23 protein-coding genes are annotated in these 24,241 nt (G+C 72.2%); 12 read left to right on the top strand and 11 right to left on the bottom strand.

Annotation, left to right across the window (positions count from 1 at the left end; genetic code table 11):
* The first annotated feature begins 102 nt into the window (after positions 1 to 102).
* Positions 103 to 744, top strand: coding sequence for a PH domain-containing protein (locus tag AMK31_RS11495; RefSeq protein WP_073940358.1), 642 nt, complete (start codon positions 103 to 105; stop codon positions 742 to 744).
* Between the two features lie 76 nt (positions 745 to 820).
* Here the strand turns inward: AMK31_RS11495 and AMK31_RS11490 are convergent, their stop codons facing one another.
* From AMK31_RS11490 to AMK31_RS11480, 3 genes are all read right to left on the bottom strand, one after another.
* Complete coding sequence (locus AMK31_RS11490; RefSeq protein ID WP_073940357.1) at positions 821 to 2,452, bottom strand: phospho-sugar mutase; 1,632 nt, start codon at positions 2,450 to 2,452, stop codon at positions 821 to 823.
* A gap of 741 nt (positions 2,453 to 3,193) precedes the next feature.
* Positions 3,194 to 4,018 (bottom strand): purine-nucleoside phosphorylase, encoded by an 825-nt coding sequence (locus tag AMK31_RS11485; protein WP_073940356.1) that lies wholly within the window; start codon positions 4,016 to 4,018, stop codon positions 3,194 to 3,196.
* 133 nt (positions 4,019 to 4,151) lie between these two features.
* Positions 4,152 to 4,589, bottom strand: a complete 438-nt coding sequence (locus tag AMK31_RS11480) for a gamma-glutamylcyclotransferase (RefSeq protein ID WP_073940355.1) — start codon at positions 4,587 to 4,589, stop codon at positions 4,152 to 4,154.
* A 117-nt stretch (positions 4,590 to 4,706) separates the two neighbouring features.
* On the opposite strand from AMK31_RS11480, the gene AMK31_RS11475 reads away from it, so the two are divergent.
* On the top strand, positions 4,707 to 6,155 hold the full coding sequence (locus AMK31_RS11475) for an NAD(P)H-quinone dehydrogenase (RefSeq protein ID WP_073940354.1): 1,449 nt from the start codon (positions 4,707 to 4,709) through the stop codon (positions 6,153 to 6,155).
* A gap of 167 nt (positions 6,156 to 6,322) precedes the next feature.
* The gene (locus AMK31_RS11470; RefSeq protein ID WP_073940353.1) at positions 6,323 to 7,306 is read left to right on the top strand and encodes a DeoR/GlpR family DNA-binding transcription regulator; all 984 of its coding nucleotides are present in this window, start codon (positions 6,323 to 6,325) and stop codon (positions 7,304 to 7,306) included.
* A 172-nt stretch (positions 7,307 to 7,478) separates the two neighbouring features.
* Here the strand turns inward: AMK31_RS11470 and AMK31_RS11465 are convergent, their stop codons facing one another.
* On the bottom strand, positions 7,479 to 9,251 hold the full coding sequence (locus tag AMK31_RS11465) for an acetyl/propionyl/methylcrotonyl-CoA carboxylase subunit alpha (protein ID WP_073940352.1): 1,773 nt from the start codon (positions 9,249 to 9,251) through the stop codon (positions 7,479 to 7,481).
* A 373-nt stretch (positions 9,252 to 9,624) separates the two neighbouring features.
* On the opposite strand from AMK31_RS11465, the gene AMK31_RS11460 reads away from it, so the two are divergent.
* Positions 9,625 to 10,086, top strand: coding sequence for a hypothetical protein (locus AMK31_RS11460; protein WP_073940755.1), 462 nt, complete (start codon positions 9,625 to 9,627; stop codon positions 10,084 to 10,086).
* 37 nt (positions 10,087 to 10,123) lie between these two features.
* Here AMK31_RS11460 and AMK31_RS11455 read toward each other — a convergent pair whose 3' ends face one another.
* Entirely contained in the window at positions 10,124 to 10,732 is a 609-nt protein-coding gene (locus AMK31_RS11455) for a Maf family protein (RefSeq protein ID WP_073940351.1), read from the bottom strand.
* Positions 10,733 to 10,772: 40 nt separating this feature from the next.
* On the bottom strand, positions 10,773 to 10,901 hold the full coding sequence (mmpB, locus tag AMK31_RS42085) for a morphogenic membrane protein MmpB (protein WP_107468586.1): 129 nt from the start codon (positions 10,899 to 10,901) through the stop codon (positions 10,773 to 10,775).
* A gap of 117 nt (positions 10,902 to 11,018) precedes the next feature.
* Here mmpB and AMK31_RS11450 point away from each other — a divergent pair, with 117 nt between their 5' ends.
* Entirely contained in the window at positions 11,019 to 12,167 is a 1,149-nt protein-coding gene (locus AMK31_RS11450; protein ID WP_073940350.1) for an SGNH/GDSL hydrolase family protein, read from the top strand.
* A 1-nt stretch (position 12,168) separates the two neighbouring features.
* Here the strand turns inward: AMK31_RS11450 and AMK31_RS11445 are convergent, their stop codons facing one another.
* Both AMK31_RS11445 and AMK31_RS11440 read right to left on the bottom strand, forming a co-directional pair.
* Positions 12,169 to 12,378: an acyl-CoA carboxylase epsilon subunit gene (locus tag AMK31_RS11445; protein WP_073940349.1), complete on the bottom strand. Its 210-nt coding sequence runs from the start codon at positions 12,376 to 12,378 to the stop codon at positions 12,169 to 12,171.
* A 17-nt stretch (positions 12,379 to 12,395) separates the two neighbouring features.
* Positions 12,396 to 13,991, bottom strand: a complete 1,596-nt coding sequence (locus AMK31_RS11440; protein WP_073940348.1) for an acyl-CoA carboxylase subunit beta — start codon at positions 13,989 to 13,991, stop codon at positions 12,396 to 12,398.
* A gap of 110 nt (positions 13,992 to 14,101) precedes the next feature.
* On the opposite strand from AMK31_RS11440, the gene AMK31_RS11435 reads away from it, so the two are divergent.
* Together AMK31_RS11435 and AMK31_RS11430 are read left to right on the top strand one after the other, a co-directional pair.
* Positions 14,102 to 14,962 carry a biotin--[acetyl-CoA-carboxylase] ligase gene (locus tag AMK31_RS11435; RefSeq protein ID WP_073940347.1) on the top strand — a complete coding sequence of 287 codons (861 nt, stop codon included), beginning with the start codon at positions 14,102 to 14,104 and terminating at the stop codon, positions 14,960 to 14,962.
* 187 nt (positions 14,963 to 15,149) lie between these two features.
* Positions 15,150 to 16,268: an adenylate/guanylate cyclase domain-containing protein gene (locus tag AMK31_RS11430; RefSeq protein WP_073940346.1), complete on the top strand. Its 1,119-nt coding sequence runs from the start codon at positions 15,150 to 15,152 to the stop codon at positions 16,266 to 16,268.
* Positions 16,269 to 16,296: 28 nt separating this feature from the next.
* Here AMK31_RS11430 and AMK31_RS11425 read toward each other — a convergent pair whose 3' ends face one another.
* Positions 16,297 to 16,917, bottom strand: a complete 621-nt coding sequence (locus AMK31_RS11425; protein ID WP_241842621.1) for a hypothetical protein — start codon at positions 16,915 to 16,917, stop codon at positions 16,297 to 16,299.
* 233 nt (positions 16,918 to 17,150) lie between these two features.
* On the opposite strand from AMK31_RS11425, the gene AMK31_RS11420 reads away from it, so the two are divergent.
* The 3 genes from AMK31_RS11420 (at position 17,151) to hutH (ending at position 20,933) form a co-directional block, all read left to right on the top strand.
* The gene (locus AMK31_RS11420) at positions 17,151 to 17,951 is read left to right on the top strand and encodes an enoyl-CoA hydratase/isomerase family protein (protein WP_073940754.1); all 801 of its coding nucleotides are present in this window, start codon (positions 17,151 to 17,153) and stop codon (positions 17,949 to 17,951) included.
* A 173-nt stretch (positions 17,952 to 18,124) separates the two neighbouring features.
* Positions 18,125 to 19,267: a GGDEF domain-containing protein gene (locus AMK31_RS11415; protein ID WP_073940345.1), complete on the top strand. Its 1,143-nt coding sequence runs from the start codon at positions 18,125 to 18,127 to the stop codon at positions 19,265 to 19,267.
* 97 nt (positions 19,268 to 19,364) lie between these two features.
* The gene (hutH, locus tag AMK31_RS11410; RefSeq protein ID WP_073940344.1) at positions 19,365 to 20,933 is read left to right on the top strand and encodes a histidine ammonia-lyase; all 1,569 of its coding nucleotides are present in this window, start codon (positions 19,365 to 19,367) and stop codon (positions 20,931 to 20,933) included.
* An 89-nt stretch (positions 20,934 to 21,022) separates the two neighbouring features.
* Here hutH and AMK31_RS40660 read toward each other — a convergent pair whose 3' ends face one another.
* Entirely contained in the window at positions 21,023 to 21,814 is a 792-nt protein-coding gene (locus AMK31_RS40660) for a hypothetical protein (RefSeq protein ID WP_073940343.1), read from the bottom strand.
* 55 nt (positions 21,815 to 21,869) lie between these two features.
* Positions 21,870 to 22,166, bottom strand: a complete 297-nt coding sequence (locus AMK31_RS11400) for a hypothetical protein (RefSeq protein ID WP_073940342.1) — start codon at positions 22,164 to 22,166, stop codon at positions 21,870 to 21,872.
* Between the two features lie 109 nt (positions 22,167 to 22,275).
* Between AMK31_RS11400 and AMK31_RS40655 the strand changes: the two genes are divergently transcribed.
* Both AMK31_RS40655 and AMK31_RS11390 read left to right on the top strand, forming a co-directional pair.
* Positions 22,276 to 22,659 (top strand): hypothetical protein, encoded by a 384-nt coding sequence (locus AMK31_RS40655; RefSeq protein ID WP_073940341.1) that lies wholly within the window; start codon positions 22,276 to 22,278, stop codon positions 22,657 to 22,659.
* Positions 22,660 to 22,882: 223 nt separating this feature from the next.
* Positions 22,883 to 24,124 carry an Ig-like domain-containing protein gene (locus AMK31_RS11390; RefSeq protein WP_073940753.1) on the top strand — a complete coding sequence of 414 codons (1,242 nt, stop codon included), beginning with the start codon at positions 22,883 to 22,885 and terminating at the stop codon, positions 24,122 to 24,124.
* Positions 24,125 to 24,241 lie beyond the last annotated feature (117 nt).

The raw sequence follows: 24,241 nt of genomic DNA, 5'->3' as shown, positions 1-24,241 counted from the left end.
ACGCGCGTAGCTGCTGTACACCCCTCGGCACTCATCGCCGCTCATCCACAGGTACGGGACCGCGCATGAGCGTTGTCGGCGGCGTCGGGCAGAATCGGGACCATGACGACCACCGAGTCCAAGGATCGGATCTACCGGTCGCCCGCGGGCATCGCCGGGGGTGTGCTGCTGCTCGGCCTCGCCGGGTGGCTCGGCATCGACGCGATCGTCGCCGGTGACGGGCGCACGCCGTGGCTGGCGCTCGCGACGCTGCTGCTGGTGGTGCCGCTGGTCACCGCCTTCACCCTGCGGCCCGCGGTGTCCGCGAACGAGGACCGGCTGCGCGTGCGCAACCCGTTCCGGGTGATCGTGCTGCCGTGGGGGGAGATCGCCTCGCTGCGGTCCGGTTATTCCAACGAGGTCGTCGCCAAGTCCGGCACCAAGTACCAGCTGTGGGCCGTGCCGGTGTCGCTGCGGGCGCGGAAGCGGGCGGCGCGCCGGGAGTCGCGGCGGGCCGCGGAGCTCTCCAGGGGCGGCGGCCGGGAGCGGGGGCTCGGCGGCTTCGGCGGGGCGTCGGCCGCGGTGCCGGACGAGCCCGTGCGGGCCCAGGCCGACCAGATCATGGACGAGCTGCGGGAGCTGCTGGAGAACCGGGAACAGGCCGAGACCGCGCAGGGCCGCGTCAGCGTGCGCTGGGCGTACGAGATAGCGGGGCCCGCGGTGGCCGGCGCGGTGTTGCTGGCGGTGCTGCTCGCGGTCGGGTGAGCCCGGCCGGCCCCCGCTCCCGGGTGTCGGGACCGGGGTGCCCTGAGCGGTCGGCCGAGGGCACCCCGGGCGGGCGTCAGATGCCGGCGGCCGCCGACAGGTCCCGCTTGATCGCCGCCAGGAGGTCCGCCGCCGTGGCGCGGGCGGCCGGCAGGTCGGCGTGCGTCGCCACCGGGACGACGACCTCCAGGTAGCACTTCAGCTTGGGCTCCGTGCCGCTGGGGCGGACGATGACGCGGGCGCCGTCGAGGGTGTAGCGCAGACCGTCGGTGGGCGGCAGCCTGTCCGTGCCCTTCGTCAGGTCCTCGGCGTTCGTGATGGCCAGGCCCGCGAGCTCGGTCGGGGGCTGCTCGCGCAGGCGGCGCATGGCGTCCGCGATGAGCGAGAGGTCCTTCACCCGCACCGAGAGCTGGTCGGTGGCGTGCAGGCCGTGCTCCACGGCGAGGTCGTCGAGCAGGTCGAGGAGCGTGCGGTTCTGCTCCTTCAGGACCGAGGCCAGCTCCGTGATCAGCAGGGCGGCGGTGATGCCGTCCTTGTCGCGGACGCCCTCCGGGTCGACGCAGTAGCCCAGCGCCTCCTCGTAGCCGTAGCGCAGGCCGTCGACGCGGGCGATCCACTTGAAGCCGGTCAGCGTCTCCTCGTACGGCAGGCCCGCCTTCCCGGCGATACGGCCGAGCAGGGAGGAGGAGACGATCGACTCGGCGAAGGTGCCGCGCGCGCCCCGGTTCACCAGGTGGGCGGCGAGGAGCGCGCCGACCTCGTCGCCGCGCAGCATGCGCCAGCCGTCGCCGTCCTTCACCGCCACGGCGCAGCGGTCCGCGTCCGGGTCGTTCGCGACGACCAGGTCCGGGCCGGTCTCGCGGGCCTTCGCGAAGGCGAGGTCCATGGCGCCGGGCTCTTCCGGGTTGGGGAAGGCGACGGTCGGGAAGTCCGGGTCCGGCTCGGCCTGCTCGGCGACCAGGTCCGGGGCGGGGAAGCCGGCGCGGGCGAAGGCCGCGAGGAGGGTGTCCTTGCCGACACCGTGCATGGCCGTGTAGACGGTCCGCGCGGTGCGGGGGGAGCCCTCGGCGAGCACGGCGTCCGTGCGGGCCAGGTAGGCGTCGAGGACGCTGTCGTCGAGGGTTTCCCAGCCCTCGGTGGGCCGGGAGACCGTCGTGAGCGACGGGATGGCGGCGATCTCGGCGGCGATGTCCGCGTCGGCGGGCGGGACGATCTGGGAGCCGTCGCCCAGGTACACCTTGTAGCCGTTGTCGCGGGGCGGGTTGTGGCTGGCGGTGACCTCCACACCGGCGACCGCGCCCAGGTGCCTTATGGCGAAGGCGAGGACGGGCGTGGGGAGCGGGCGCGGCAGGAGGGCTGCGCGCAGCCCGGCGCCGGTCATGACGGCGGCGGTGTCACGGGCGAAGTCCGCGGACTTGTGGCGGGCGTCGTAGCCGATGACGACGAGGCCGTCGCCCTGGCCGTTCTTCCGCAGGTACGCGGCCAGGCCGGCGGCGGCGCGGATGACGACCGAGCGGTTCATGCGCATGGGGCCGGCGCCGAGTTCGCCGCGCAGGCCGGCGGTGCCGAACTGGAGGGTGCCGCCGAAGCGGGCGCCGAGCTCCTCGACGTCGTGGGCGTCGATGAGCGCGGCGAGTTCGTCGCGGGTCTCCGCGTCGGGGTCCTCGGCGAGCCAGGCCTGGGCCCTTGCGATGAGATCGTCTTGCACTGTCCGGTCAACCTCTCGTCGTCGTGCGGATGCCTGCGGCGCCTGCGCGGATCGGTCGGGGTGCGCGTGGCGCCGGCGGATTCGATTGTGGGTCGGGATCGGGGGCGGAGTGGAGGGTGCCCGCCGTACGCGGCCACAACGCACCCGAAGGGGCGCGGGGAGCCGTCCGGCGGGACACGAGGGGGACTGCGGGCGGTGCGACGGGCCTGCGGCCGGCGTGACGGACCCGTGCCCGGCGCGACGGACCTGCGGTCGGCCACGACGGATCAGCGTCCCGCAAGGCGGACCCGGGTCCGGCGCGAGGACCCGTGTCCAGCGTGACGGACCTGCGGTCGGCCACGACGGACCCGTGCCCTGCGGGACGGGCCCGCGGTCGGCCAACGGACCAGCGTCCAGCGCGACGGATCAGCGTCCCGCACGACGGACCCGCGCCCGGCGCGACGGACCCGCGGTCGGCGCGACGGACCCGCGCCCCGCATGACGGACCCGCGGTCGGCCACGACGCACCAGCGTCCAGCGACGGACCCGCGGCCAGCCGCGACGGACCCGCGCCGCCCGACGGCGCGAAGCGGCAACCCCTACGGATGCAGCGGCACGCCTACGGATGCAGCGGCTCCCTTACGGCGGCACGAAGGGGCACCCCTACGTGACGCAGCGGCACCCCTACGTGACGCAGCGGCACCCATACGGCACGAAGCAGCACCCCTACGGTACGCAGCAGTACCCCCTACTGCATCCCTCTCAGATCCGGCCCAGCACCCGGGCCAGCAGGGAGCCCATCCGGGCGGCCGAGTCGCGGCCTGCCTGGAGGACCTCCTCGTGGTTCAGCGGCTCGCCGGTCATGCCCGCGGCGAGGTTGGTGACCAGGGAGATGCCCAGCACCTCCGCGCCCGCCTCGCGTGCGGCGATCGCCTCGAGGACGGTGGACATGCCCACCAGGTCGGCGCCGATGACGCGGGCCATGCGGATCTCGGCCGGGGTCTCGTAGTGCGGGCCGGGGAACTGGGCGTAGACGCCCTCTTCGAGGGTGGGGTCGATCTCCTTGCACAGGGCGCGCAGGCGCGGCGAGTACAGGTCGGTGAGGTCGACGAAGTTCGCACCGACGATCGGCGAGGTCGCGGTCAGGTTGATGTGGTCGCTGATCAGGACCGGCTGGCCGGGGCGCATGCCCTCGCGCAGACCGCCGCAGCCGTTGGTCAGCACGATGCTCTTGGCGCCCGCGGCGACGGCGGTGCGCACGCCGTGCGCGACGGCGGCGACGCCACGGCCCTCGTAGTAGTGGGTGCGGCCCAGGAAGACCAGGGCGCGCTTGTCGCCGATCTGGTAAGAGCGGACCTTGCCGCCGTGCCCTTCGACCGCCGGCGGCGGGAAGCCGGGCAGCTCGGTGACCTGGAACTCGGCGTCGGGAGTACCGAGCGCGTCGACGGCCGGTGCCCAGCCGGAGCCCATCACGAGGGCGACGTCGTGGGACTCGGCGCCGGTGAGTGCGCGCAGGCGCGCGGCGGCGGCGTCGGCGGCGGCGTAGGGGTCGCCCTGGATGTCGTCCGGAAGAAGAGATGCGTTCACACGGTCGAGAGTAGCCGGTCATCGCCTACGCGCGTAGATGACAGAGCTCACGGGATCGCGATCGTTGTCTTGTCGTTTCCGACGAGAGTCATGTCCCAACGGGACCGAGAGCCCCTTCCGGGCGCCCGCGCGCTCAGCAGGGACGCTTGCGCAGCTCCATCACGTAGTCGTGCGGCGCGCCGGCCGACTCCGCGGCGTCGGCGATCTCGCCCAGATAGCGGGCCGACGGCAAGCCCCCCTCGTAGCCGTTGAGGACGTACACCCAGGCCTGCTCCTCGCCGTCGAGGGTGTGCACGCGGACCCGGAGGCGGCGGTAGACGTCCAGGCCCGCGCCGACCCAGCGGTCGAGTGACTCCTCGTCCATCGGGGCGATGTCGTACAGCGCGACGAAGACCTGCGAGGCGGGGTCCTCGACGATCGTGGCGAGGGCGCCCTCCCAGCCCAGCTGCTCGCCGCCGAAGGTCAGCCGCCAGCCGTTCAGCCAGCCCGTGGCACGCAGCGGCGAGTGGGGAGCGCGGCGGATCATCAGCCGCGCGTCGAGATTGCCGGCGTACGCGGCGTAGAGCGACATGGACAGAGGGTACGGCAGTCGGCTCCGCCGTCACTTTCGACGCAGGGACATCCGTGCCGGCCCGGTGACGACCCGGCCGGGCCCCCGAGGCAGTCGCACCTTGAAGCGTGCGGGACAATGGAGTACGTGACTCGGATCGTGATCATCGGTGGCGGACCCGGCGGATACGAAGCGGCGCTGGTCGCCGCTCAGCTCGGTGCGGAGGTGACCGTCGTCGACTGCGACGGTCTGGGCGGTGCGTCGGTGCTGACCGACTGCGTGCCGTCGAAGACGCTCATCGCGACGGCCGAGGTGATGACCACCTTCGACTCGTCGTACGAGGAACTGGGGATCATCGTCGCGGACGACACCCCGCACATCGACACGCCCGCGCGTGTCGTCGGTGTCGACCTCGGCAAGGTCAACCGCCGGGTGAAGCGGCTGGCGCTCGCCCAGTCGCACGACATCACGGCGTCGGTGACGCGGGCGGGCGCCCGGGTGGTGCGCGGTCGCGGGCGGCTGGACGGGCAGCAGGGCCTGGACGGATCGCGCAAGGTCGTGGTGCGCGCGGCCGACGGCAGCGAGGAGACGCTGGTCGCCGACGCCGTGCTGATCGCGACGGGCGGTCATCCGCGCGAGCTGGCCGACGCCCAGCCCGACGGCGAGCGCATCCTGAACTGGACGCAGGTGTACGACCTGAACGAGCTCCCCGAGGAGCTGATCGTGGTCGGCTCCGGTGTCACCGGCGCCGAGTTCGCCGGTGCCTACCAGGCGCTCGGTTCGAAGGTCACGCTCGTGTCGTCCCGGGACCGCGTGCTGCCGGGCGAGGACCCGGACGCCGCCGCCGTCCTGGAGGACGTCTTCCGGCGCCGCGGCATGAACGTCATGGCCCGCTCCCGCGCCCAGTCCGCCAAGCGGGTCGGCGACCGGGTGGAGGTCACCCTCGCCGACGGCCGCGTCATCACCGGCACGCACTGCCTGATGGCGGTCGGCGCCATCCCGAACACCGAGGGCATGGGCCTGGAGGAGGCCGGCGTCAGGCTGCGCGACTCCGGGCACATCTGGACCGACAAGGTCTCCCGGACCACTGCGCCCGGCGTGTACGCCGCCGGTGACGTCACCGGTGTCTTCGCCCTCGCGTCGGTGGCGGCCATGCAGGGCCGTATCGCCATGTACCACTTCCTGGGCGACGCCGTGGCGCCGCTGAACCTGAAGACCGTCTCGTCGAACGTGTTCACCGACCCGGAGATCGCCACCGTCGGCTACACCCAGGCCGACGTCGACGCCGGCAAGATCGACGCCCGGGTCGTGAAGCTGCCGCTGCTGCGCAACCCGCGCGCCAAGATGCAGGGCATCCGGGACGGCTTCGTCAAGATCTTCTGCCGGCCGGGCACCGGGATCGTGGTCGGCGGTGTGGTCGTGGCGCCGCGCGCGTCGGAACTGATCCATCCGATCTCGATCGCCGTCGACAACAATCTGACGGTCGAACAGATCGCGAACGCTTTCACCGTGTACCCGTCCCTTTCGGGCTCGATCGCCGAGGTCGCGCGACAGCTGCACACCCGTAAGGCCGGCGACGGCGGCTGACGGCCGAAACCGACTCCTCGCTGGTCACAGGGAGTCGTCGGCCCCGCGTACGGCATGGGTGGCGGGAGTAAATCCCTATACCACTTCCGCCCCTGCCGTACGAACAACTTCTGTTATTCGGCGCAAACTGCTGAAAGCAGACGGTCGTTGGGGTTACTGTCAGTTTCGTGTTCGCTGCAGAACGTCGCCAATTGATCCTCGAAATGGTGCGAGCGAATGGAGCGGTGTCGCTCCGGGAGCTCGCCCGCGTCGTCCAGACCTCCGAAGTGACCGTACGACGGGACGTGCGCGCGCTGGAGGCAGAAGGACTCCTCGACCGCCGGCACGGCGGTGCGGTACTGCCGGGCGGGTTCACGCGGGAGTCCGGCTTTCCGCAGAAGTCTCATCTCGCGACCGCCGAGAAGACGGCCATCGCCGACCTCGCCGCCAACTTCGTCGAAGAGGGCGAGGCCATCGTCGTCGGGGCGGGCACCACCACCCAGGAGCTGGCCCGCCGGCTCGCCCGCATCCCCGGGCTGACCGTCGTCACCAACTCCCTCCTGGTCGCCCAGGCCCTCGCCCACGCCAACCGCGTGGAGGTCGTGATGACCGGCGGCACGCTGCGCGGGTCCAACTACGCCCTCGTCGGCTCCGGCGCCGAACAGTCCCTCCAGGGGCTGCGGGTCTCCCGGGCCTTCCTCTCCGGGAGCGGGCTCACCGCCGAGCGCGGGCTGTCCACGTCCAACATGCTCTCCGCCTCCGTCGACCGCGCGCTCGTCCAGGCCGCCGCGGAGGTGGTGGTCCTCGCGGACCACACCAAGCTCGGCGCGGACACCATGTTCCAGACCGTGCCGACGGACGTCATCACCCGCCTCGTCACCGACGAGCCCCCGCCGCACGACGACCGCGCGGCCACCGAACTGCAGGCCCTGGCCGACCAGGGCGTCCAGATCGCGGTGGCGGGCACGGGCGCCCCGGGAAACGCCGGGGGCCACGGCAGCGCGGGGGGTGACAGCGCCCAGGCCCGCCAGCAGCGCCGGGACGTGCCCCTCCCCGGGCCCCGCCGTGGCCAGGTGCACGGCGGCCAGCCGCTCCGCACGGCCGCGGTCATGGGCGGGGAGCAGACCCCGGGCGCCGACCGGGCACGCGTGGCGGACCTGCGCCGGCGCTGAGACGCCGGGGAGGGGCTTCGGCGTACGACGCCCGAAGCGGGGGCCTTCGGCGTACGACGCGCAGAGCCGAGGCCATCGGCGTACGACGCCACGACGCCCGAAGCCGCGCGCCCGGCGGAGGAAGCCCCCGCCGGGCGCGTAGAGAAACCTCTGGGTGAGGCCGGTCTCCGGGTCAGTCCTTGATCTCGCAGATCGCGGCGCCCGAGGTGATGGAGGCGCCGACCTCCGCGGTGAGGCCCTTGATGGTGCCCGCCTTGTGGGCGTTGAGCGGCTGCTCCATCTTCATGGCCTCCAGGACGACGACCAGGTCGCCCTCCTGCACCTCCTGGCCCTCCTCGACGGCGATCTTGACGATCGTGCCCTGCATCGGGGAGGCGAGGGTGTCACCGGAGGCGACGGGGCCGGACTTCTTCGCCGCGCGCCGCTTCGGCTTGGCGCCGGCGGCCAGGCCGGTGCGGGCCAGCGACATGCCCAGCGAGGACGGCAGGGAGACCTCCAGGCGCTTGCCGCCGACCTCGACGACGACCGTCTCGCGGCCGGTCTCCTCGTCGGCCTCGGCGTCGGCCGGGGCGGCGAAGGGCTTGATCTCGTTGACGAACTCGGTCTCGATCCAGCGGGTGTGGACCGTGAACGGGTCGGCCGAGCCGGTCAGTTCCGGCGCGAAGGCCGGGTCCTTGACGACCGCGCGGTGGAACGGGATGGCGGTGGCCATGCCCTCGACCTGGAACTCCTCCAGCGCACGCGCGGCCCGCTCCAGGGCCTCCTTGCGGGTGCGGCCGGTGACGATCAGCTTGGCGAGCAGCGAGTCCCACGCCGGGCCGATGACGCTGCCGGACTCGACGCCCGCGTCCAGGCGCACACCGGGGCCGGACGGCGGGTCGAAGGCGGTGACGGTGCCGGGCGCGGGCAGGAAGTTGCGGCCCGGGTCCTCGCCGTTGATGCGGAACTCGAAGGAGTGGCCGCGCAGCACCGGGTCGCCGTAGCCCAGCTCCTCGCCGTCGGCGATGCGGAACATCTCGCGCACCAGGTCGATGCCGGCGACCTCCTCGGTGACCGGGTGCTCGACCTGGAGCCGGGTGTTGACCTCCAGGAAGGAGATCGTGCCGTCCAGGCCGACGAGGAACTCGACGGTGCCGGCACCGACGTAGCCGGCCTCCTTCAGGATCGCCTTGGAGGACGAGTACAGCTCGGCGACCTGCTCCTCGGAGAGGAACGGGGCCGGGGCCTCCTCGACCAGCTTCTGGTGCCGGCGCTGCAGCGAGCAGTCACGGGTGGAGACGACGACCACGTTGCCGTGCTTGTCGGCGAGGCACTGGGTCTCCACGTGGCGGGGCTTGTCGAGGTAGCGCTCGACGAAGCACTCGCCGCGGCCGAAGGCGGCGACCGCCTCACGGACGGCCGAGTCGTACAGTTCCGGCACCTCTTCGAGGGTCCGGGCGACCTTCAGGCCGCGGCCGCCACCACCGAAGGCGGCCTTGATCGCGATCGGCAGGCCGTGCTCCTTCGCGAAGGCCACGACCTCCTCCGCGCCCGAGACCGGGTCCGGCGTACCGGCGACCAGCGGCGCGCCGGCGCGCTGGGCGATGTGCCGGGCGGCGACCTTGTCACCGAGGTCGCGGATGGCCTGCGGCGGCGGGCCGATCCAGATCAGGTCGGCGTCGAGCACCGCCTGCGCGAAGTCGGCGTTCTCCGACAGGAAGCCGTATCCGGGATGGATCGCGTCCGCCCCCGACTCCTTGGCGGCCTTCAGCACCTTGTCGATGTCCAGATAACTGGTGGCCGGAGTGTCACCGCCCAGGGCGAACGCCTCATCCGCGGCGCGGACATGCAGAGCGTCCCGGTCCGGGTCGGCGTAGACGGCCACGCTCGCGATCCCGGCGTCCCGGCAGGCCCGGGCAACGCGGACAGCGATTTCGCCACGGTTGGCGATGAGCACCTTGCGCACGATGAGGCTCCCTCCTTGAAACAAGCCGAGTTTAGGGACTGCCGACACGGCACTTCGACCCGTCCCCAATGGTGAGCTTGCCCACACGGAGCGTGATTCGAGGCTCGCTCGACCCGCGAAATCCCTTGTCGCACCGTGGTACGCAGGACTCCTTCGGCAAACCCTAGCCTTCCGCTGTGGTCAAGGTCTCTGTCATCACGTGCTGCGGGCCACTTCGTTTCTTTGTGGAGTCCCTACGAATGGCCCAACGTTTCTTTGCCTTGGGCAGAACCCTTGTCCCGACGTTTACCCGTTAGTAGCGTTCGCGATGTCTCGAACGTACTTGGGGTAACGGCAGCCTTGCTCGCTCGACGGTCGAAGGTGGGTGGAACCGGTGGTGCGCAGGCCGGTGGCATGGATCGTGGCGGTCGTCCTCTTCGCCGAGGCGCTGGCCATCGCGGCGCTGAACTGGTTCCTCGGGGTCGTCGTCGACCGTCAGGACATGTCCCTGGCGGGGCTCGACCCGGACGTGATGGCCACGTCCTCGAAGATCGGCGGGGTCGTCTTCGGCCTCTACTTCGCCCTGTGCGGCCTCGTCGCCCTGCTCGTCGCCCTGCGCGACCGCCCGGCGGCCGGCCTGGGCCGCGTCCTGCTGATCAGCGCGGCCGTGGTGCACGGGCTGCTGGGGGCGTTCGTGTGGGGGGTCGTGGGCTGGCCGGCCTTCGTGTTCATGGTGCTGGTGCTCGGGCTGATCGTGCTGCTGCTGATGACGCACGACGGGCGGGCGGCGGCGGACCCGGCCGGGCCCGCGGAGCCCACGGACGTGCTGCCGGAAGGCGGGGCCGCGCCCGCCTAGGCGGGCCCGCTCACGTCCACCTGGACGGTCGGCCCGCTCACGTCCACAGATCGGTGATGTTGATCCCCAGCTGACCCAGCAGCTTCCGCACCAGGGGCAGGCTGATGCCGATCACGTTGCCGTGGTCGCCGTCGATGCCCTCGATGAAGGGGGCCGAGCGGCCGTCGAGGGTGAAGGCCCCGGCGACGTGGAGGGGCTCGCCGGAGGCGACGTAGGCGGCGATCTCCTCGTCGGTGGGGTCGCCGAAGCGGACGACGGTGGAGGCGGTGGCGGAGGTGTACCGCCCGGTCGCGGTGTCGTAGACGCAGTGGCCGGTCTGCAGGGTGCCCGCGCGGCCGCGCATCGACTTCCAGCGGGCCGTGGCCTCCTCGGCGTCGCCGGGCTTGCCGAGCGCCTGGCCGTCCAGTTCGAGGACCGAGTCGCAGCCGATCACGATCGCGCCCATGACGTCGGGCCGGGCGGCCACCACGGAGGCCTTCGCCTCGGCGAGGGCGAGGGCGAGTTCGGCGGGGGTGGGGGCGGTGACGGCGTCCTCGTCGACGCCGCTGACGATCACCTCGGGTTCGAGCCCGGCCTGACGGAGCAGGCCCAGCCGGGCGGGGGACTGGGAGGCGAGCACGAGGCGGCGGCGCGGCTGATCGGTCATGCGGTCAGGGTAGCCGGGGGCGCGGCGGCCCGCCGGGGTCTCATCTCGCCCCGATCACGATCATCGCGAGCACCATGGCGACCGCCATCAGAACGCCCAGCCGCCGCAGCATGTCCTGCATGTCGCGCAGTTCCTTGGGCGGCTCGTTCTCGGGGTCGGACCACAGCATGCCCGCAATGGTCGGGCGCGGATCGGGGCGGCGCCTGAGTACGCGTACTCAACTTCCCTAAACGGTGCTACTGTGCCATTAGTTAATGGGATTGCAGTTCCTTTTGGAGGTTGCGTCATGTCGTCGTTCACCACCGCCTGGACCGCGTCACCCCAGTTGCCCAGCGAGGGGTTCGCCCCGAACTGGTCCCGGACGGGCTTCTGGCGTCAGTCGCTGCGTCAGGTCGTGCACCTGACGGCGGGCGGCGACCGGCTCCGCGTCCGGCTGTCGAACGTGTACGGCACCTCACCGCTGCGCGTCGCGGGCGCCACGGTGGGCCGTACGACCAAGGGGGCGGCGGTGGAGCCGGGCTCGGTGCGGCGGCTCTCCTTCGACGGCGCGGCCGAGGCCGTCGTCCCCGCACGCGGGCAGCTGCTGAGCGACCCGGCGGGACTGCGGGTGGCGGCCGGGGAGTCGCTGACGGTCACGCTGCACCTGGACGCCGTGACCGGGCCCGCGACCTTCCACGCGCAGGCCTTCACCACCAGCCACCGCGGCCCGGGCGACCTGCTCGCCGACACCGACGGGACCGGCTTCACGGAGACCACCGAGTCCTGGTACTTCCTCACCGCCGTCGAGACCGACGCGGGGCGCACCGACGGGATCGCGCTGTTCGGCGACTCCCTCACCGACGGCTTCGGCTCCACCCCCGGCGCCGACCGCCGCTGGTCGGACGCGCTCGCCCGGCGCACCGGACGGCCCGTGCTCAACGCCGGGATCGGCGGGAACCTGCTGCTCAACGACTCCGCGTGGTACGGGGAGAAGGGGGTGGGCCGGCTCGCCCGGGACGTGCTCGACCAGCCGGGCGTGGACACCCTCGTCGTGCTGCTCGGCGTCAACGACATCGGGTTCAGCGAGACCGACGAGCAGCCGACCTACCACCCGGCGCCGGTGGTGGAGGCGGCGGAGCTGATCGAGGGCCACCGCTCGTTGCTGCGGCAGGCGCGGCGGCGGGGCCTGCGGGTGATCGGCGCGACGCTGCCGCCGTTCGGCGGGTCCGACCACTGGGGGGAGCGCGCGGCGAAGACCGCGCACGAGCTCGACGAGTGGATCCGCGGCGCCGGGGAGACGGGCGAGTACGACGCCGTGGTCGACTTCGGCCGGCTGCTGGCCGACCCGGCGGACCCGGACCGGCTGCGGCCGTCGTACGACTTCGGCGACCACCTGCACCCCAACGACGAGGGGTTCGAGGTGATGGCCGAAGCCGTCGCGGGTGTGCTGCGTTAGATCATCCCGGCCAGAACGTCCGCTCCCACGTCGCCGGGCCCGGCTGGGGCAGGCGGCGGGCGGCGATGCGGGACGGGTCGGACCAGGCGTCGTGGGCGGAGGGCGCGCCGGGCGGGGCGGCTGCCGCCGCCGCGGCGCGGACGCGGACCACCGCCAGTGCGGCGGCCAGCTCCTCCGGGGTCGGGTTGCCCCGTACGACCTTGATGTTCATGACGGCTCCCAGCAGGCCTAGAGGGGGATGTTGCCGTGCTTCTTCGGGGGCAGGGATTCCCGCTTGGTGCGCAGTTGACGCAGGCCGCGGACGATGTGGCGGCGGGTGTCCGACGGCATGATCACGGCGTCGATGTAGCCGCGCTCGGCCGCGACGTACGGGTTGAGGAGGGTGTCCTCGTACTCCCGCATCAGCCGGGCGCGCGTGGCCTCGACGTCCTCCCCGTTCGCCTCGGCCTCGGCGAGGGTGCGGCGGTGCAGGATGTTGACGGCGCCCTGCGCGCCCATCACCGCGATCTGGGCGGTCGGCCAGGCCAGGTTGAGGTCGGCGCCCAGGTGCTTGGAACCCATGACGTCGTACGCGCCGCCGAAGGCCTTGCGGGTGATGACCGTGATCAGCGGGACGGTCGCCTCGGCGTACGCGTAGATCAGCTTCGCGCCGCGGCGGATGATGCCGGTGTGCTCCTGGTCGACGCCGGGCAGGAAGCCGGGCACGTCGACGAAGGTGAGCACGGGCACGTTGAAGGCGTCGCAGGTGCGCACGAAGCGCGCGGCCTTCTCGCTCGCGTCGATGTCCAGGCAGCCGGCGAACTGCATCGGCTGGTTGGCGACGATGCCGACCGGGCGGCCCTCGACGCGGCCGAAGCCGGTCAGGATGTTCGGCGCGAACAGCGCCTGCGTCTCGAAGAACTCCGCGTCGTCGAGGACGTGCTCGATGACCGTGTGCATGTCGTACGGCTGGTTCGCCGAGTCCGGGACGATCGTGTCCAGCTCGCGGTCCTCGTCGCTCAGCTCCAGGTCCGCCTCCTCGGGGAAGGCGGGCGGTTCGCTGAGGTTGTTGGACGGCAGGTAGCTCAGCAGCTGCTTGACGTACTCGATCGCGTCCTTCTCGTCGCCGGCCATGTGGTGGGCGACGCCGGAGGCGGTGTTGTGGGTGCGGGCGCCGCCCAGCTCCTCGAAGCCGACGTCCTCGCCGGTGACCGTCTTGATGACGTCGGGGCCGGTGATGAACATGTGCGAGGTCTGGTCGACCATCACCGTGAAGTCGGTGATCGCGGGCGAGTACACCGCGCCGCCCGCGCACGGCCCGACGACCAGGCTGATCTGCGGGATCACACCGGAGGCGTGCGTGTTGCGGCGGAAGATCTCGCCGTAGGCGCCCAGCGAGGCGACACCCTCCTGGATGCGGGCGCCGCCGGAGTCGTTGATGCCGATGACCGGGCAGCCGGTCTTCAGCGCGAAGTCCATCACCTTGACGATCTTCTGGCCGTAGACCTCGCCCAGCGCCCCGCCGAAGACCGTGAAGTCCTGCGAGAACACGGCGACGGGACGGCCGTCGACCGTGCCGTACCCGGTGACGACGCCGTCGCCGTAGGGGCGGTTCTTCTCCAGGCCGAAGTTGGTGGAGCGGTGCCGGGCGAACTCGTCCAGCTCGACGAACGAGCCCTCGTCCAGCAGCAGCTCGACCCGCTCACGGGCCGTCAGCTTCCCTTTGCTGTGCTGCTTTTCCACGGCGCGTGCGGAGCCGGCGTGCGTCGCCTCCTCGATCCGGCGCTGGAGATCCGCGAGCTTGCCCGCGGTCGTGTGGATGTCGATCTCTTCCGGCTCGGACATCGGGATGCGGCTCCCTGCCTGCTCAAAAGGGGGGACGGTTACTCATCCGTAGAGTAGTGGGGGGCCTTCCGATCGGCAGTGCGGTCTATCCCACACCTAGGGTGGCTTGCATGACGCCCCGAGATGCCTCAGGAGACAGCCGCTGGTCGGACCTCGACCGGCCGCCCCTCAACGCCGCCGCTCTGCGCCGGGCCCTGGTCCGGGAAGGGAGCCTGTGGTCGGACGTGGAGGTGGTGCAGCACACCGGCTCCACCAACAGCGACCTGGTGGCCCGGGCCGCCAGTGGTGAAACACCCGAGGGAGTGGTCCTCGTCGCCGAGGAACAGACGTCCGGGAGGGGACGCCTGGACCGCCGGTGGACGGCACCGCCGCGCTCCGGGCTGTTCTTCTCCGTGCTCCTGCGGCCCGCCGACGTGCCGGTGACCCGCTGGGGGTGGCTCCCGCTGCTGACCGGCGTGGCCGTGGCCACCGGGCTGTCCCGCGCGGCGGGCGTCGACACCGCCCTCAAATGGCCCAACGACCTGCTGGTGACCGTGGCCGGAGAGGAACGCAAGGCGGGCGGCATCCTCGCCGAGCGGTCGGGCGAGCACGGCGTCGTCGTGGGCGTCGGCATCAACGTCACCCTCCGCGCGGACGAGCTGCCGGTCCCCCAGGCGGCCTCCCTCGCCTTGGCCGGAGCCACCGTCACGGACCGCGATCCGCTGCTGCGGGCGATGCTGCGGTCCCTGGAGGACTGGTACGGCCGCTGGCGCGCCGCGGGCGGCGACCCGGCGGCCTGCGGGCTCCAGGAGACGTACGCGGCGGGCTGCGCGACGCTGGGCCGGGCCGTACGGGCGGAACTGCCCGGGGACCGCTCGATCACCGGGGAGGCAGTGGCCGTCGACGGCGACGGCCGACTGGTCATCGCCACGAAGGACGGGGTACAGGAACCGGTGGGCGCGGGCGACATCGTGCACCTGCGACCGGCGTGACCGACCCGGCCTGAGGGGGCGCGGGGAACTGCGCGACCAGCCCCCCCACCACCCGCACCCGGCAGACGACAGCCACCCCGCCCACCGCATCCGCCCCGGTCCACCTGACGGAGTGAGCTGGCGCACATCTGCCGTAGAGTTGAGGCCGGTCGATACCTGACCGTGGCAGATCGGAAGGGCAACAGGCGTGACCGTCGACGACACGGGCTCCGGCATGGGTCGTAACCCGGCGCCCGACGGCACCGACCCAGGCGAGGACCCCCTCGCCCTCCGTCTCGAACAGCTCATCCTCGGTGCCGAGCGCCGCTACACGCCCTTCCAGGCGGCCCGCAGCGCCGGCGTCTCCATGGAGCTGGCGTCCCGCTTCTGGCGGGCGATGGGCTTCGCCGACATCGGGCAGGCCAAGGCGCTCACCGAGGCGGACGTCCTGGCGCTGCGCCGCCTGGCCGGCCTCGTCGAGGCGGGCCTGCTGAGCGAGGCGATGGCGGTGCAGGTGGCCCGTTCCACGGGCCAGACCACCGCCCGTCTGGCCGAATGGCAGATCGACTCCTTCCTGGAGGGCCTGACCGAGCCCCCGGAGCCCGGCATGACCCGTACCGAGGTCACGTATCCGCTGGTCGAGCTGCTGCTGCCGGAGCTGGAGGAGTTCCTGGTCTACGTCTGGCGGCGGCAGCTCGCCGCCGCGACCGGCCGGGTCGTCCAGGCCGCCGACGACGAGGAGATGGTCGACCGGCGGCTGGCCGTCGGCTTCGCCGACCTCGTCGGGTTCACCCGGCTGACCCGCCGCCTGGAGGAGGAGGAGCTGGGCGAGCTGGTCGAGGCGTTCGAGACCACGGCCGCCGACCTGGTCGCCGCGCGCGGCGGGCGGCTCATCAAGACGCTCGGCGACGAGGTGCTGTACGCCGCCGACGACGCGGGGGTCGCCGCGGAGATCGCGCTCCGGCTGATCGAGACCATGGCGAACGACGAGACCATGCCGGAGCTGCGCGTCGGTATCGCCTTCGGCACGGTGACCACCCGAATGGGCGATGTGTTCGGTACGACGGTGAACCTGGCCTCCCGGCTGACGTCGATAGCCCCCAAGGACGCCGTGCTCGTCGACAGCGCGTTCGCCGAGGAGCTGATCCGCACCGGGGAGGCCCCGGCCTCCGAGGCGGAGGCGGCCGAGGCCGCGGCCGCCGCGGAGAAGGAGGGCGAGCAGCCGCCGGCGTACCGCTTCGCGCTCCAGCCGATGTGGCAGCGGCCGGTGCGTGGCCTCGGCGTCGTCGAGCCGTGGCTGCTCAGCCGCAGGGACGGGACGGCGTAGGGCGCCCCTAGGGCCGCGCGGCCGGGGATCAGCGGCGCCTGCTCAGCGGGTCCAGGCACAGGTCGACGACCGGTACGCACAGCTCCGGATCGTCCGGGCGGTGCGGCGCCGGGGCGCCGGTGGCCGGGGCGGGCTCGGGAGTCGGCTTCGGCCTCGGCTTCGGCGGGGTGGTGCCGGGAGGTGCCTGGGGCGCGGTCGTGACCTCGGACGACGGGGCCGCGGGCGGATTCGGCGCGTGCGGGACGGCCGTGGCGCGGGGGACTCCGATGCCGGTGTGTGTGGGGGAGCGGGTCGCGGTCGGGACGGGCACGCCCGCCGACGCCGCCCTCGGTGCCGTCCCCACGCCGCCGAGCGCGGACGGCGCGGACGGGCTGCGCTCCGGTGCTGCGGCGAAGGTCGCGGCCGTGCCGGCCGCCCGTTCCCGGCCGCCGTCGGCCGTGGCCCGGTCCGGGCTCGGGCCGGTCCGCCCGGCGCCGAGGCCGTCGACGGCACCGGGCTCCGGCGTCGGCCGTACGAGACTCAGCAGCCCGGCGGCCACCACGAGGCCGGCCGCGGCGAGCAGCAGCTTGCGGGAGCGAGGGCGGCGGTGCCGGCCACGGGCCGGGCGGCTCGTGGTGCCGGTCGTGTCGGTCTGCGTTCCGCTCGTCATGCGATCGATCCCTCCCCGATGCGTGCGCCCCCGGTGCGCCGTGGCGGTGCACGTTATGCGCTCCCGCGGGCGGGTGACCGGGAGTCGGGCGGGATGTCACTCGAACGGGGCGCCGGACGCGGCCCCGGCGGCCGACGGCCCGTTCGCTCTTTCCCCGGCGGGGCGCGGCTGCGATGATCGGGGCACTGTTGTTAACCCGCGTTAACCGGAGGGGTGTCGTGAGCGAGGCCGTTGTGAGCGAGGAGCGGTTCGGGGAGTTCGTGCTGGTCCGGCGGCACGAGGACGGGCATGTCGCGGAGCTGGCGCTCGACCGGCCCAAGGCGATGAACGCGGTGTCCAGCGAGATGGCGCGCTCCCTCGCCGGCGCCTGCGCGGCGCTCGGCGCCGACCGGGACGTCCGCGTGGTCGTGCTGACGTCGACGCACGAACGGGCGTTCTGCGTCGGCGCGGACCTGAAGGAGCGGAACTCCTTCACCGACGCCGAACTGGTCCGGCAGCGCCCGGTCGCGCGCGGGGCGTACACCGGCGTGCTGGAGCTGCCGATGCCGACGGTCGCGGCGGTCCACGGCTTCGCCCTCGGCGGCGGTTTCGAGCTGGCGCTGTCCTGCGACGTGATCGTGGCGGACCGTACGGCGGTGGTGGGGCTCCCGGAGGTGTCCGTGGGGGTGATCCCCGGCGGCGGCGGGACCCAGCTGCTGCCGCGCCGGGTGGGCGCTGCCCGCGCCGCCGAGCTGATCTTCACGGCGCGCCGGGTGGAGGCGCCCGAGGCCCGGGAGCTGGGGCTGGTCGACGTCCTGGTGGACGAGGGCCGGGACCGCGCGGAGGCCCTGGCGCTGGCCTCCCGGATGGCCGCCAACTCCCCGGTGGGCCTGCGTGCCGCCAAGCGCGCCCTGCGTCTCGGCCACGGCCTGGACCTGCGGGCCGGCCTGGAGGTCGAGGACGCGGCCTGGCGCTCGGTGGCGTTCTCGGGCGACCGCGCGGAGGGCGTGGCGGCGTTCAACGAGAAGCGGGCGCCGCGCTGGCCGGGGGAGTGAGACCCCGTCCGGTGCCGGGGAGTGAGACTCCGTCCGTGCCGGGGAGTGAGACTCCGTCCGGTGCCGGCGGAGTGCGCGGGAACCCGTCCTGCCGGGCCCGGCGCGGCCGTGGTGATCACTCCAAGCGGCGCATCAACGTCCCACATCCCCCGAAAGCTCCCTAGCCTGGAGCAATGGGTGAGGACAACCGGCTCGCGGACGTCGTCGCGCTCGCGCAGGGCATGGCCGCGGCGCGCACTCCGCGCGAGTCGTGGCGGGCCGCGGCGGTCGGGGCGTGCCGGGCGCTGGGCGGGAGCTTCGCCGCGCTGTCGGTGTGGGAGCGGGAGCTGGGGCGGCTGCGGGTGCTGGTGAACGTCGGTGAGCGGGCGCCGGACGAGGTGGAGTTCCCGGAGGACGAGACCTATCCGGTGCACCAGTTCGCCGAGATCACCGAGTTCCTGCACGAGCAGTGGGCGGCCGGCGGTGAACCGGACGCCTGGGTGGAGACCGCCGACGGGCCGACCGAGGGGCGCGCCGGTTTCGTGCACCAGCGGGTCTCGGCGCTGCGCCGCCGCGGCCGGGGGTCCTGTGTGGTCGCGCCGATCGTGCTGCACGGCCGGGCCTGGGGCGAGCTGTACGTGGCCCGCCCGGCCGGTACGCCGGTGTTCGACCGGGGCGACGCCGACTTCGCGACCGTCCTGGCCGCCGTGGTGGCCGCGGGCATCGCGCAGACCGAGCGGCTGGAGGAGGCCCGCCGGCTGGCCTTCACCGACTCGCTGACCGGCCTCGCCAACCGCCGCGCGGTCGACATGCGGCTGGACGAGGCGGTGGAGCGGCATCGCGAGGAGGGCGTGGTCGTCAGCCTGGTGGTCTGCGACCTCAACGGGCTCAAACGCGTCAACGACACCCTCGGCCACGCCGTCGGCGACCGGCTGCTGGAACGGTTCGGGTCGGTGCTGTCCCTGTGCGGCGCGATGCTGCCGGGGACCCTGGCCGCCCGGCTCGGCGGGGACGAGTTCTGTCTGCTCGCGGTCGGGCCGCCCGCCGAGGACGTGGTGAAGGTGGCCGGCGAACTGTGCCGCCGGGCGGCCGAGCTGGACCTGGGGGAGGGCGTCGCCTGCGGGGTCGCCTCCACCGAGGAGCCGATCGGCGCGGTCCGCTCCGCCCGCCGGCTGTTCCGCCTCGCCGACGCCGCCCAGTACCGCGCCAAGGCCGTCCGCGCGGCCAGACCGGTGGTCGCGGGCCGGGAGGGACCGGACGACCCCGTCGTACGCCTGGCCGACGAGCCGTCCCCCGAGACGTCCCGCGAGCGCCGCCGCTTCCGGGGGCGGCCCTGAGGGGCCCGGTGTGACCGTGTGAGATGTGAGTAAGGGGTGAACCCCGCACCCACTGGTGACATTTTCGAATTCACTGCGTACGCTCCTGAATATGGATATGCACACTGTGGTGGTGGGGACGTCCGGCGTCACCGCGTCCGACGTCCTCGCCGTGGCCCGCCGCGGCGCCCGTGTCGAGCTCTCCGACGAGGCGGTGGCCGCCCTCACCGCGGCCCGCGAGATCGTGGACGCGCTGGCGGCCAAGCCGGACCCCGTCTACGGCGTCTCCACCGGCTTCGGCGCCCTGGCGACCCGGCACATCGGCCAGGAGCTGCGCACCCAGCTCCAGCGCAACATCGTCCGCTCGCACGCCGCCGGCATGGGCCCGCGCGTCGAGCGGGAGGTCGTACGGGCCCTGATGTTCCTGCGGCTGAAGACCGTCTGCTCCGGACACACCGGCGTGCGGCCCGAGGTCGCGCAGACCATGGCGGACGTCCTCAACGCCGGCATCACCCCGGTCGTGCACGAGTACGGCTCCCTCGGCTGCTCCGGTGACCTCGCCCCGCTCTCCCACTGCGCCCTGACGCTGATGGGCGAGGGCGACGCCGAAGGCCCGGACGGCACCGTCCGCCCCGCCGGGGAACTGCTCGCCGAGCACGGCATCGCCCCCGTCGAGCTGCGCGAGAAGGAGGGCCTCGCCCTCCTCAACGGCACCGACGGCATGCTCGGCATGCTGATCATGGCCCTCGCCGACCTCGACACCCTCTACAAGTCCGCCGACGTCACCGCCGCCCTGAGCCTCGAGGCCCTGCTCGGCACCGACAGGGTCCTCGCCCCCGAACTGCACGCCATCCGGCCCCACCCCGGCCAGGGCGACAGCGCCGCCAACATGCTCGCCGTGCTGAACGGTTCCGGCCTGACCGGTCATCACCAGGACGACGCGCCCCGCGTCCAGGACGCCTACTCGGTGCGCTGCGCCCCGCAGGTCGCCGGCGCCGGCCGCGACACCATGGCGCACGCCCGCCTGGTCGCCGAGCGCGAACTGGCGTCGGCCGTCGACAACCCCGTCGTGCTGCCCGGGGGCACCTCCCAGGCTTTCGGCTCCGGGGGAGGCCGGGTGGAGTCCAACGGCAACTTCCACGGCGCCCCGGTCGCCTACGTCCTGGACTTCCTCGCCATCGCAGCCGCCGACCTCGCCTCCATCGCCGAGCGCCGCACCGACCGGCTGCTGGACAAGAACCGCAGCCACGGCCTGCCGCCGTTCCTCGCCGACGACGCGGGCGTGGACAGCGGTCTGATGATCGCTCAGTACACGCAGGCCGCCCTGGTCAGCGAGCTGAAGCGGCTGGCCGTACCGGCGTCCGCGGACTCCATCCCGTCCTCCGCGATGCAGGAGGACCACGTCTCCATGGGCTGGTCGGCGGCCCGCAAGCTGCGCACGGCCGTGGACAACCTCACCCGCGTCATCGCCGTCGAGCTGTACGCCGCCACCCGTGCCGTCCAGCTGCGCGAGGGCCTGACCCCGGCCCCGGCGACCCGCGCCGTCCTGGACGCGGTCCGCGCGGCCGGCGTCGAGGGCCCCGGCCCCGACCGCTTCCTCGCCCCCGACCTCGCGGCGGCCGACGCGTTCGTGCGCGACGGGCGGCTGGTCGCGGCGGTGGAGACGGTCACCGGACCGCTGCGCTAGGGGGAGACGCCCCCTAGGGGCTGGCCGTACGGACGCCGAAGGGCCCCGCCCGCGATGCGGACGGGGCCCTTCGGCAGTGCCTGGCGGGCTTACTTGAGCTTGCCGGCCTGGAACTTCACCAGCTCCGCCGGAACGGCGTACTTGTCACCGGTCATGAGCGCACCGAGGTTGAGCGTGTAGTACGTCGCGATGGTGCTGCCGTGCCGCACGACCTCGGCGTGGACGTCGCCCGTCGAGCCGTCCTCCATGTCGCCGGTCACCACGAACGCCACGGACTCGTCGCCGGTGCCCGACGACTTCTCCTCGGTCACCTTGGTGACCTTCTGGTCCTCGCCCTGCGACGTGCCGGAGAAGCCGCCCGCGCAGTTCGCGACCGCGTCGGCGACCGACTTCATCGTCTGCTCGGCGCCGTCACCGTCGTAGGAGGAGAGGCCGACGACCGTGTAGTCCACGTTCATCGCGTCGGCCATCATGTCCTCGGCGTCACCCTCGGCCAGGTCCTCCAGGGACTTGGACGCGGTGTCCGTCGGGCTCTTCTCCTCGACGGCGCCGGTGTTCGTCTCCGCCGCGGCGTCGCCCGGGGCCAGACCGCTCATGACGTAGGTCAGCGGGAGGCACTTCTCGTCCGTCTTGACGTCGTCCTTGGTCATCACCGCGGACTTGTCGAGCGGCTCGACCTTGTACCCGTCGACCTCGCCGTCGGCGATGATCAGCTTCTTCAGTTCCGCCGCGCTGAGCGCCTTGGCGGCAGGGGCCTTCTCGTCCGAACCGAGGCTCTTGTCCCCGCTGGACTCGCTCTCCGAGCAGCCCGTGACAAGGGCGAGCGACAGCACGCTCACAACAGCTGTGGCGCCCAGTCGCGCACCCGATGATCTCTTCATGAGCGGACTATGAAGGGCCAGTCAAGAACACGTCAAGCCAGATTATCTTCCGGGCTTACAGCCCAAGACGTTCCCTGCGCACCGAATACACCACGAACCCGGCGCCCAGCGTCAGGCAGAACGTGCCGCCGACGACGTACGGGGTGCTGTCGAAGCTGCCGGTGTCGGCGAGCCGGGGCCCGCTCTCGGACGTGGTCAGCGAGGCCGCCCTGGCCTGCGTCGTCCGCGTGGCCGCGGGCTGCTCTCTGGCCGAGTCGTCCGAGGTCGCGTTCGCGGACGGGACGAACCACAGGGCGCCCAGCAGGGTGCCCGCGGCGGTGGCGGTCAGCAACGGACGGCGAGCGGATGACACGGAATATCGATCCCCTTGTGGCGCTGGCGAATTGGCCGTGTGGGGCGATGTTAGTGAAAGTCGCGGGTCACGGGAAAGTCACGGGAGCACCTGGCCGTACGCTCCGGGCATGAGCACTCCAGAGACATCACGTTTTGTCCGGCTTCGAGTAGAGCTCGTCCTCGAAGTGATGGACGAGGACGCGGTCACCAAGGCCGCGTTGCGCAAGGTCGCCGGCGAATCGGATATGCCGGCCGGGGAACGGGTACATGCCGAGAGCGCTGTGACGGAGGACACCGCGGAGGCCCTGGCCTACCTCGTCGACCCGTTCGACCTGGTCGGCGAGGTGCCGGGGATCGAGCTCCAGCAGGCCTCCTGGAGCAGCGAACAGGTCGACTACGACCCGGATTCGCCGGAGTGGGACCTCGACGAGGACGATGACGACGAGGGCGAGGCATACGACGAGGACGACGAGGACGACGAGGACGACGAGGGCGCGGCGTCGGGCGGCTGAGCGCGCGGGGAAAAAATTGTGACCCCGGGGGGCAACCGCCACCCGGGGTTCGCTCGTCTCAAGGGGCGCACTGACCGACACCTGCGCCGGCCTGTCCGGCCGCGACGTGGTGTGCCCCACACATACGGCGAATGTGGAACGGGACGAACCGGTCGTAGCGTTGAACCCACTTAACGGGGACTCTCGGGGTTATGGGGAATCGGTAACGATGGAGAAGCGTGTGATGACGAACAGTAGGCGGATCAGGGGCCTGAGGGCCGCGACCGCACTGCTCGGCAGTGTGCTGGTGCTCTCGGCCTGCTCCGGCGGCGAGGCGTCCGGCGAGGACAACGACAGCTCCCAGGCGACGGTCGACGAGGCGGCGGCGCAGAAGACCTCCGCGGCCCAGATCAAGATCACGCCCAAGGACGGCTCGTCCAACGCCTCCATCAACAACTCCGCGGCCGTCACCGTGAGCAAGGGCACCCTCACCGAGGTCAAGATGACCACCGCGGACGGCACCGCGGTCGCCGGTGAGATATCCGCGGACAAGACCAGCTGGAAGCCCAGCGCCCAGCTGGAGCGCGCGACCGGCTACAAGATCGCGGTGACCGCGAAGGACGCCGACGGCCGTGAGGCCCACGAGAACGCCTCCTTCACCACCGTCTCCCCGGACAACAGCTTCATAGGCAGCTTCACTCCGGAGGACGGCTCCACGGTCGGCGTGGGCATGCCCGTCTCGATCAACTTCGACAAGGCGATCACCAACAAGGCGGACGTCCAGAAGGGCATCACCGTCTCCTCCAGCAGCGGCCAGGAGGTCGTCGGCCACTGGTTCAACGCCAACCGCCTCGACTTCCGTCCCGAGGACTACTGGAAGGAAGGCTCCAAGGTCACCCTGAAGCTGGCGCTCGACGGCGTCGAGGGTGCCGAGGGTGTCTACGGCGTCCAGCAGAAGACGGTCTCCTTCACCATCGGCCGCAACCAGGTCTCCGTCGTCGACGCGCAGACCAAGCAGATGAAGGTCATGCAGGACGGCAAGGTCGTCAAGACCATCCCGATCTCCGCCGGCTCGCCCGACAACAAGACGTACGAGGGCCAGATGGTGATCTCCGAGAAGTTCAAGGAGACCCGGATGAACGGCGCGACGGTCGGCTTCACCGACGACGACGGCAAGGGCGAGTACGACATCAAGGACGTGCCGCACGCCATGCGCCTGTCGACGTCCGGCACCTTCATCCACGGCAACTACTGGGGCGCGAAGTCCATCTTCGGCAGCGTCAACACCAGCCACGGCTGCGTCGGCCTGTCCGACACCAAGGGCGCCAACGACCCGAACACCGCGGGTGCCTGGTTCTACGACAACTCGATCGTCGGTGACGTCGTCGTCGTGAAGAACACCGGTGACAAGACCATCGCCCCGGACAACGGCCTCAACGGCTGGAACATGGACTGGGCGCAGTGGAAGGCGGGCTCCGCGGTCTGACGCGGTTCCCGATGAGAGTGCCGCTTCCCCTCGGGGAGGCGGCATTCGCGTTTCCCGGGCCCTTCTCATCCTTCTCTTATCCCGGCCTTATCCCTTCATCACGCGTCGTCCCTAGCT

Source organism: Streptomyces sp. TSRI0107 (genome assembly GCF_001905845.1).
GTDB lineage: Bacteria > Actinomycetota > Actinomycetes > Streptomycetales > Streptomycetaceae > Streptomyces.
This window is presented reverse-complemented; position numbering and strand designations above follow the sequence as displayed.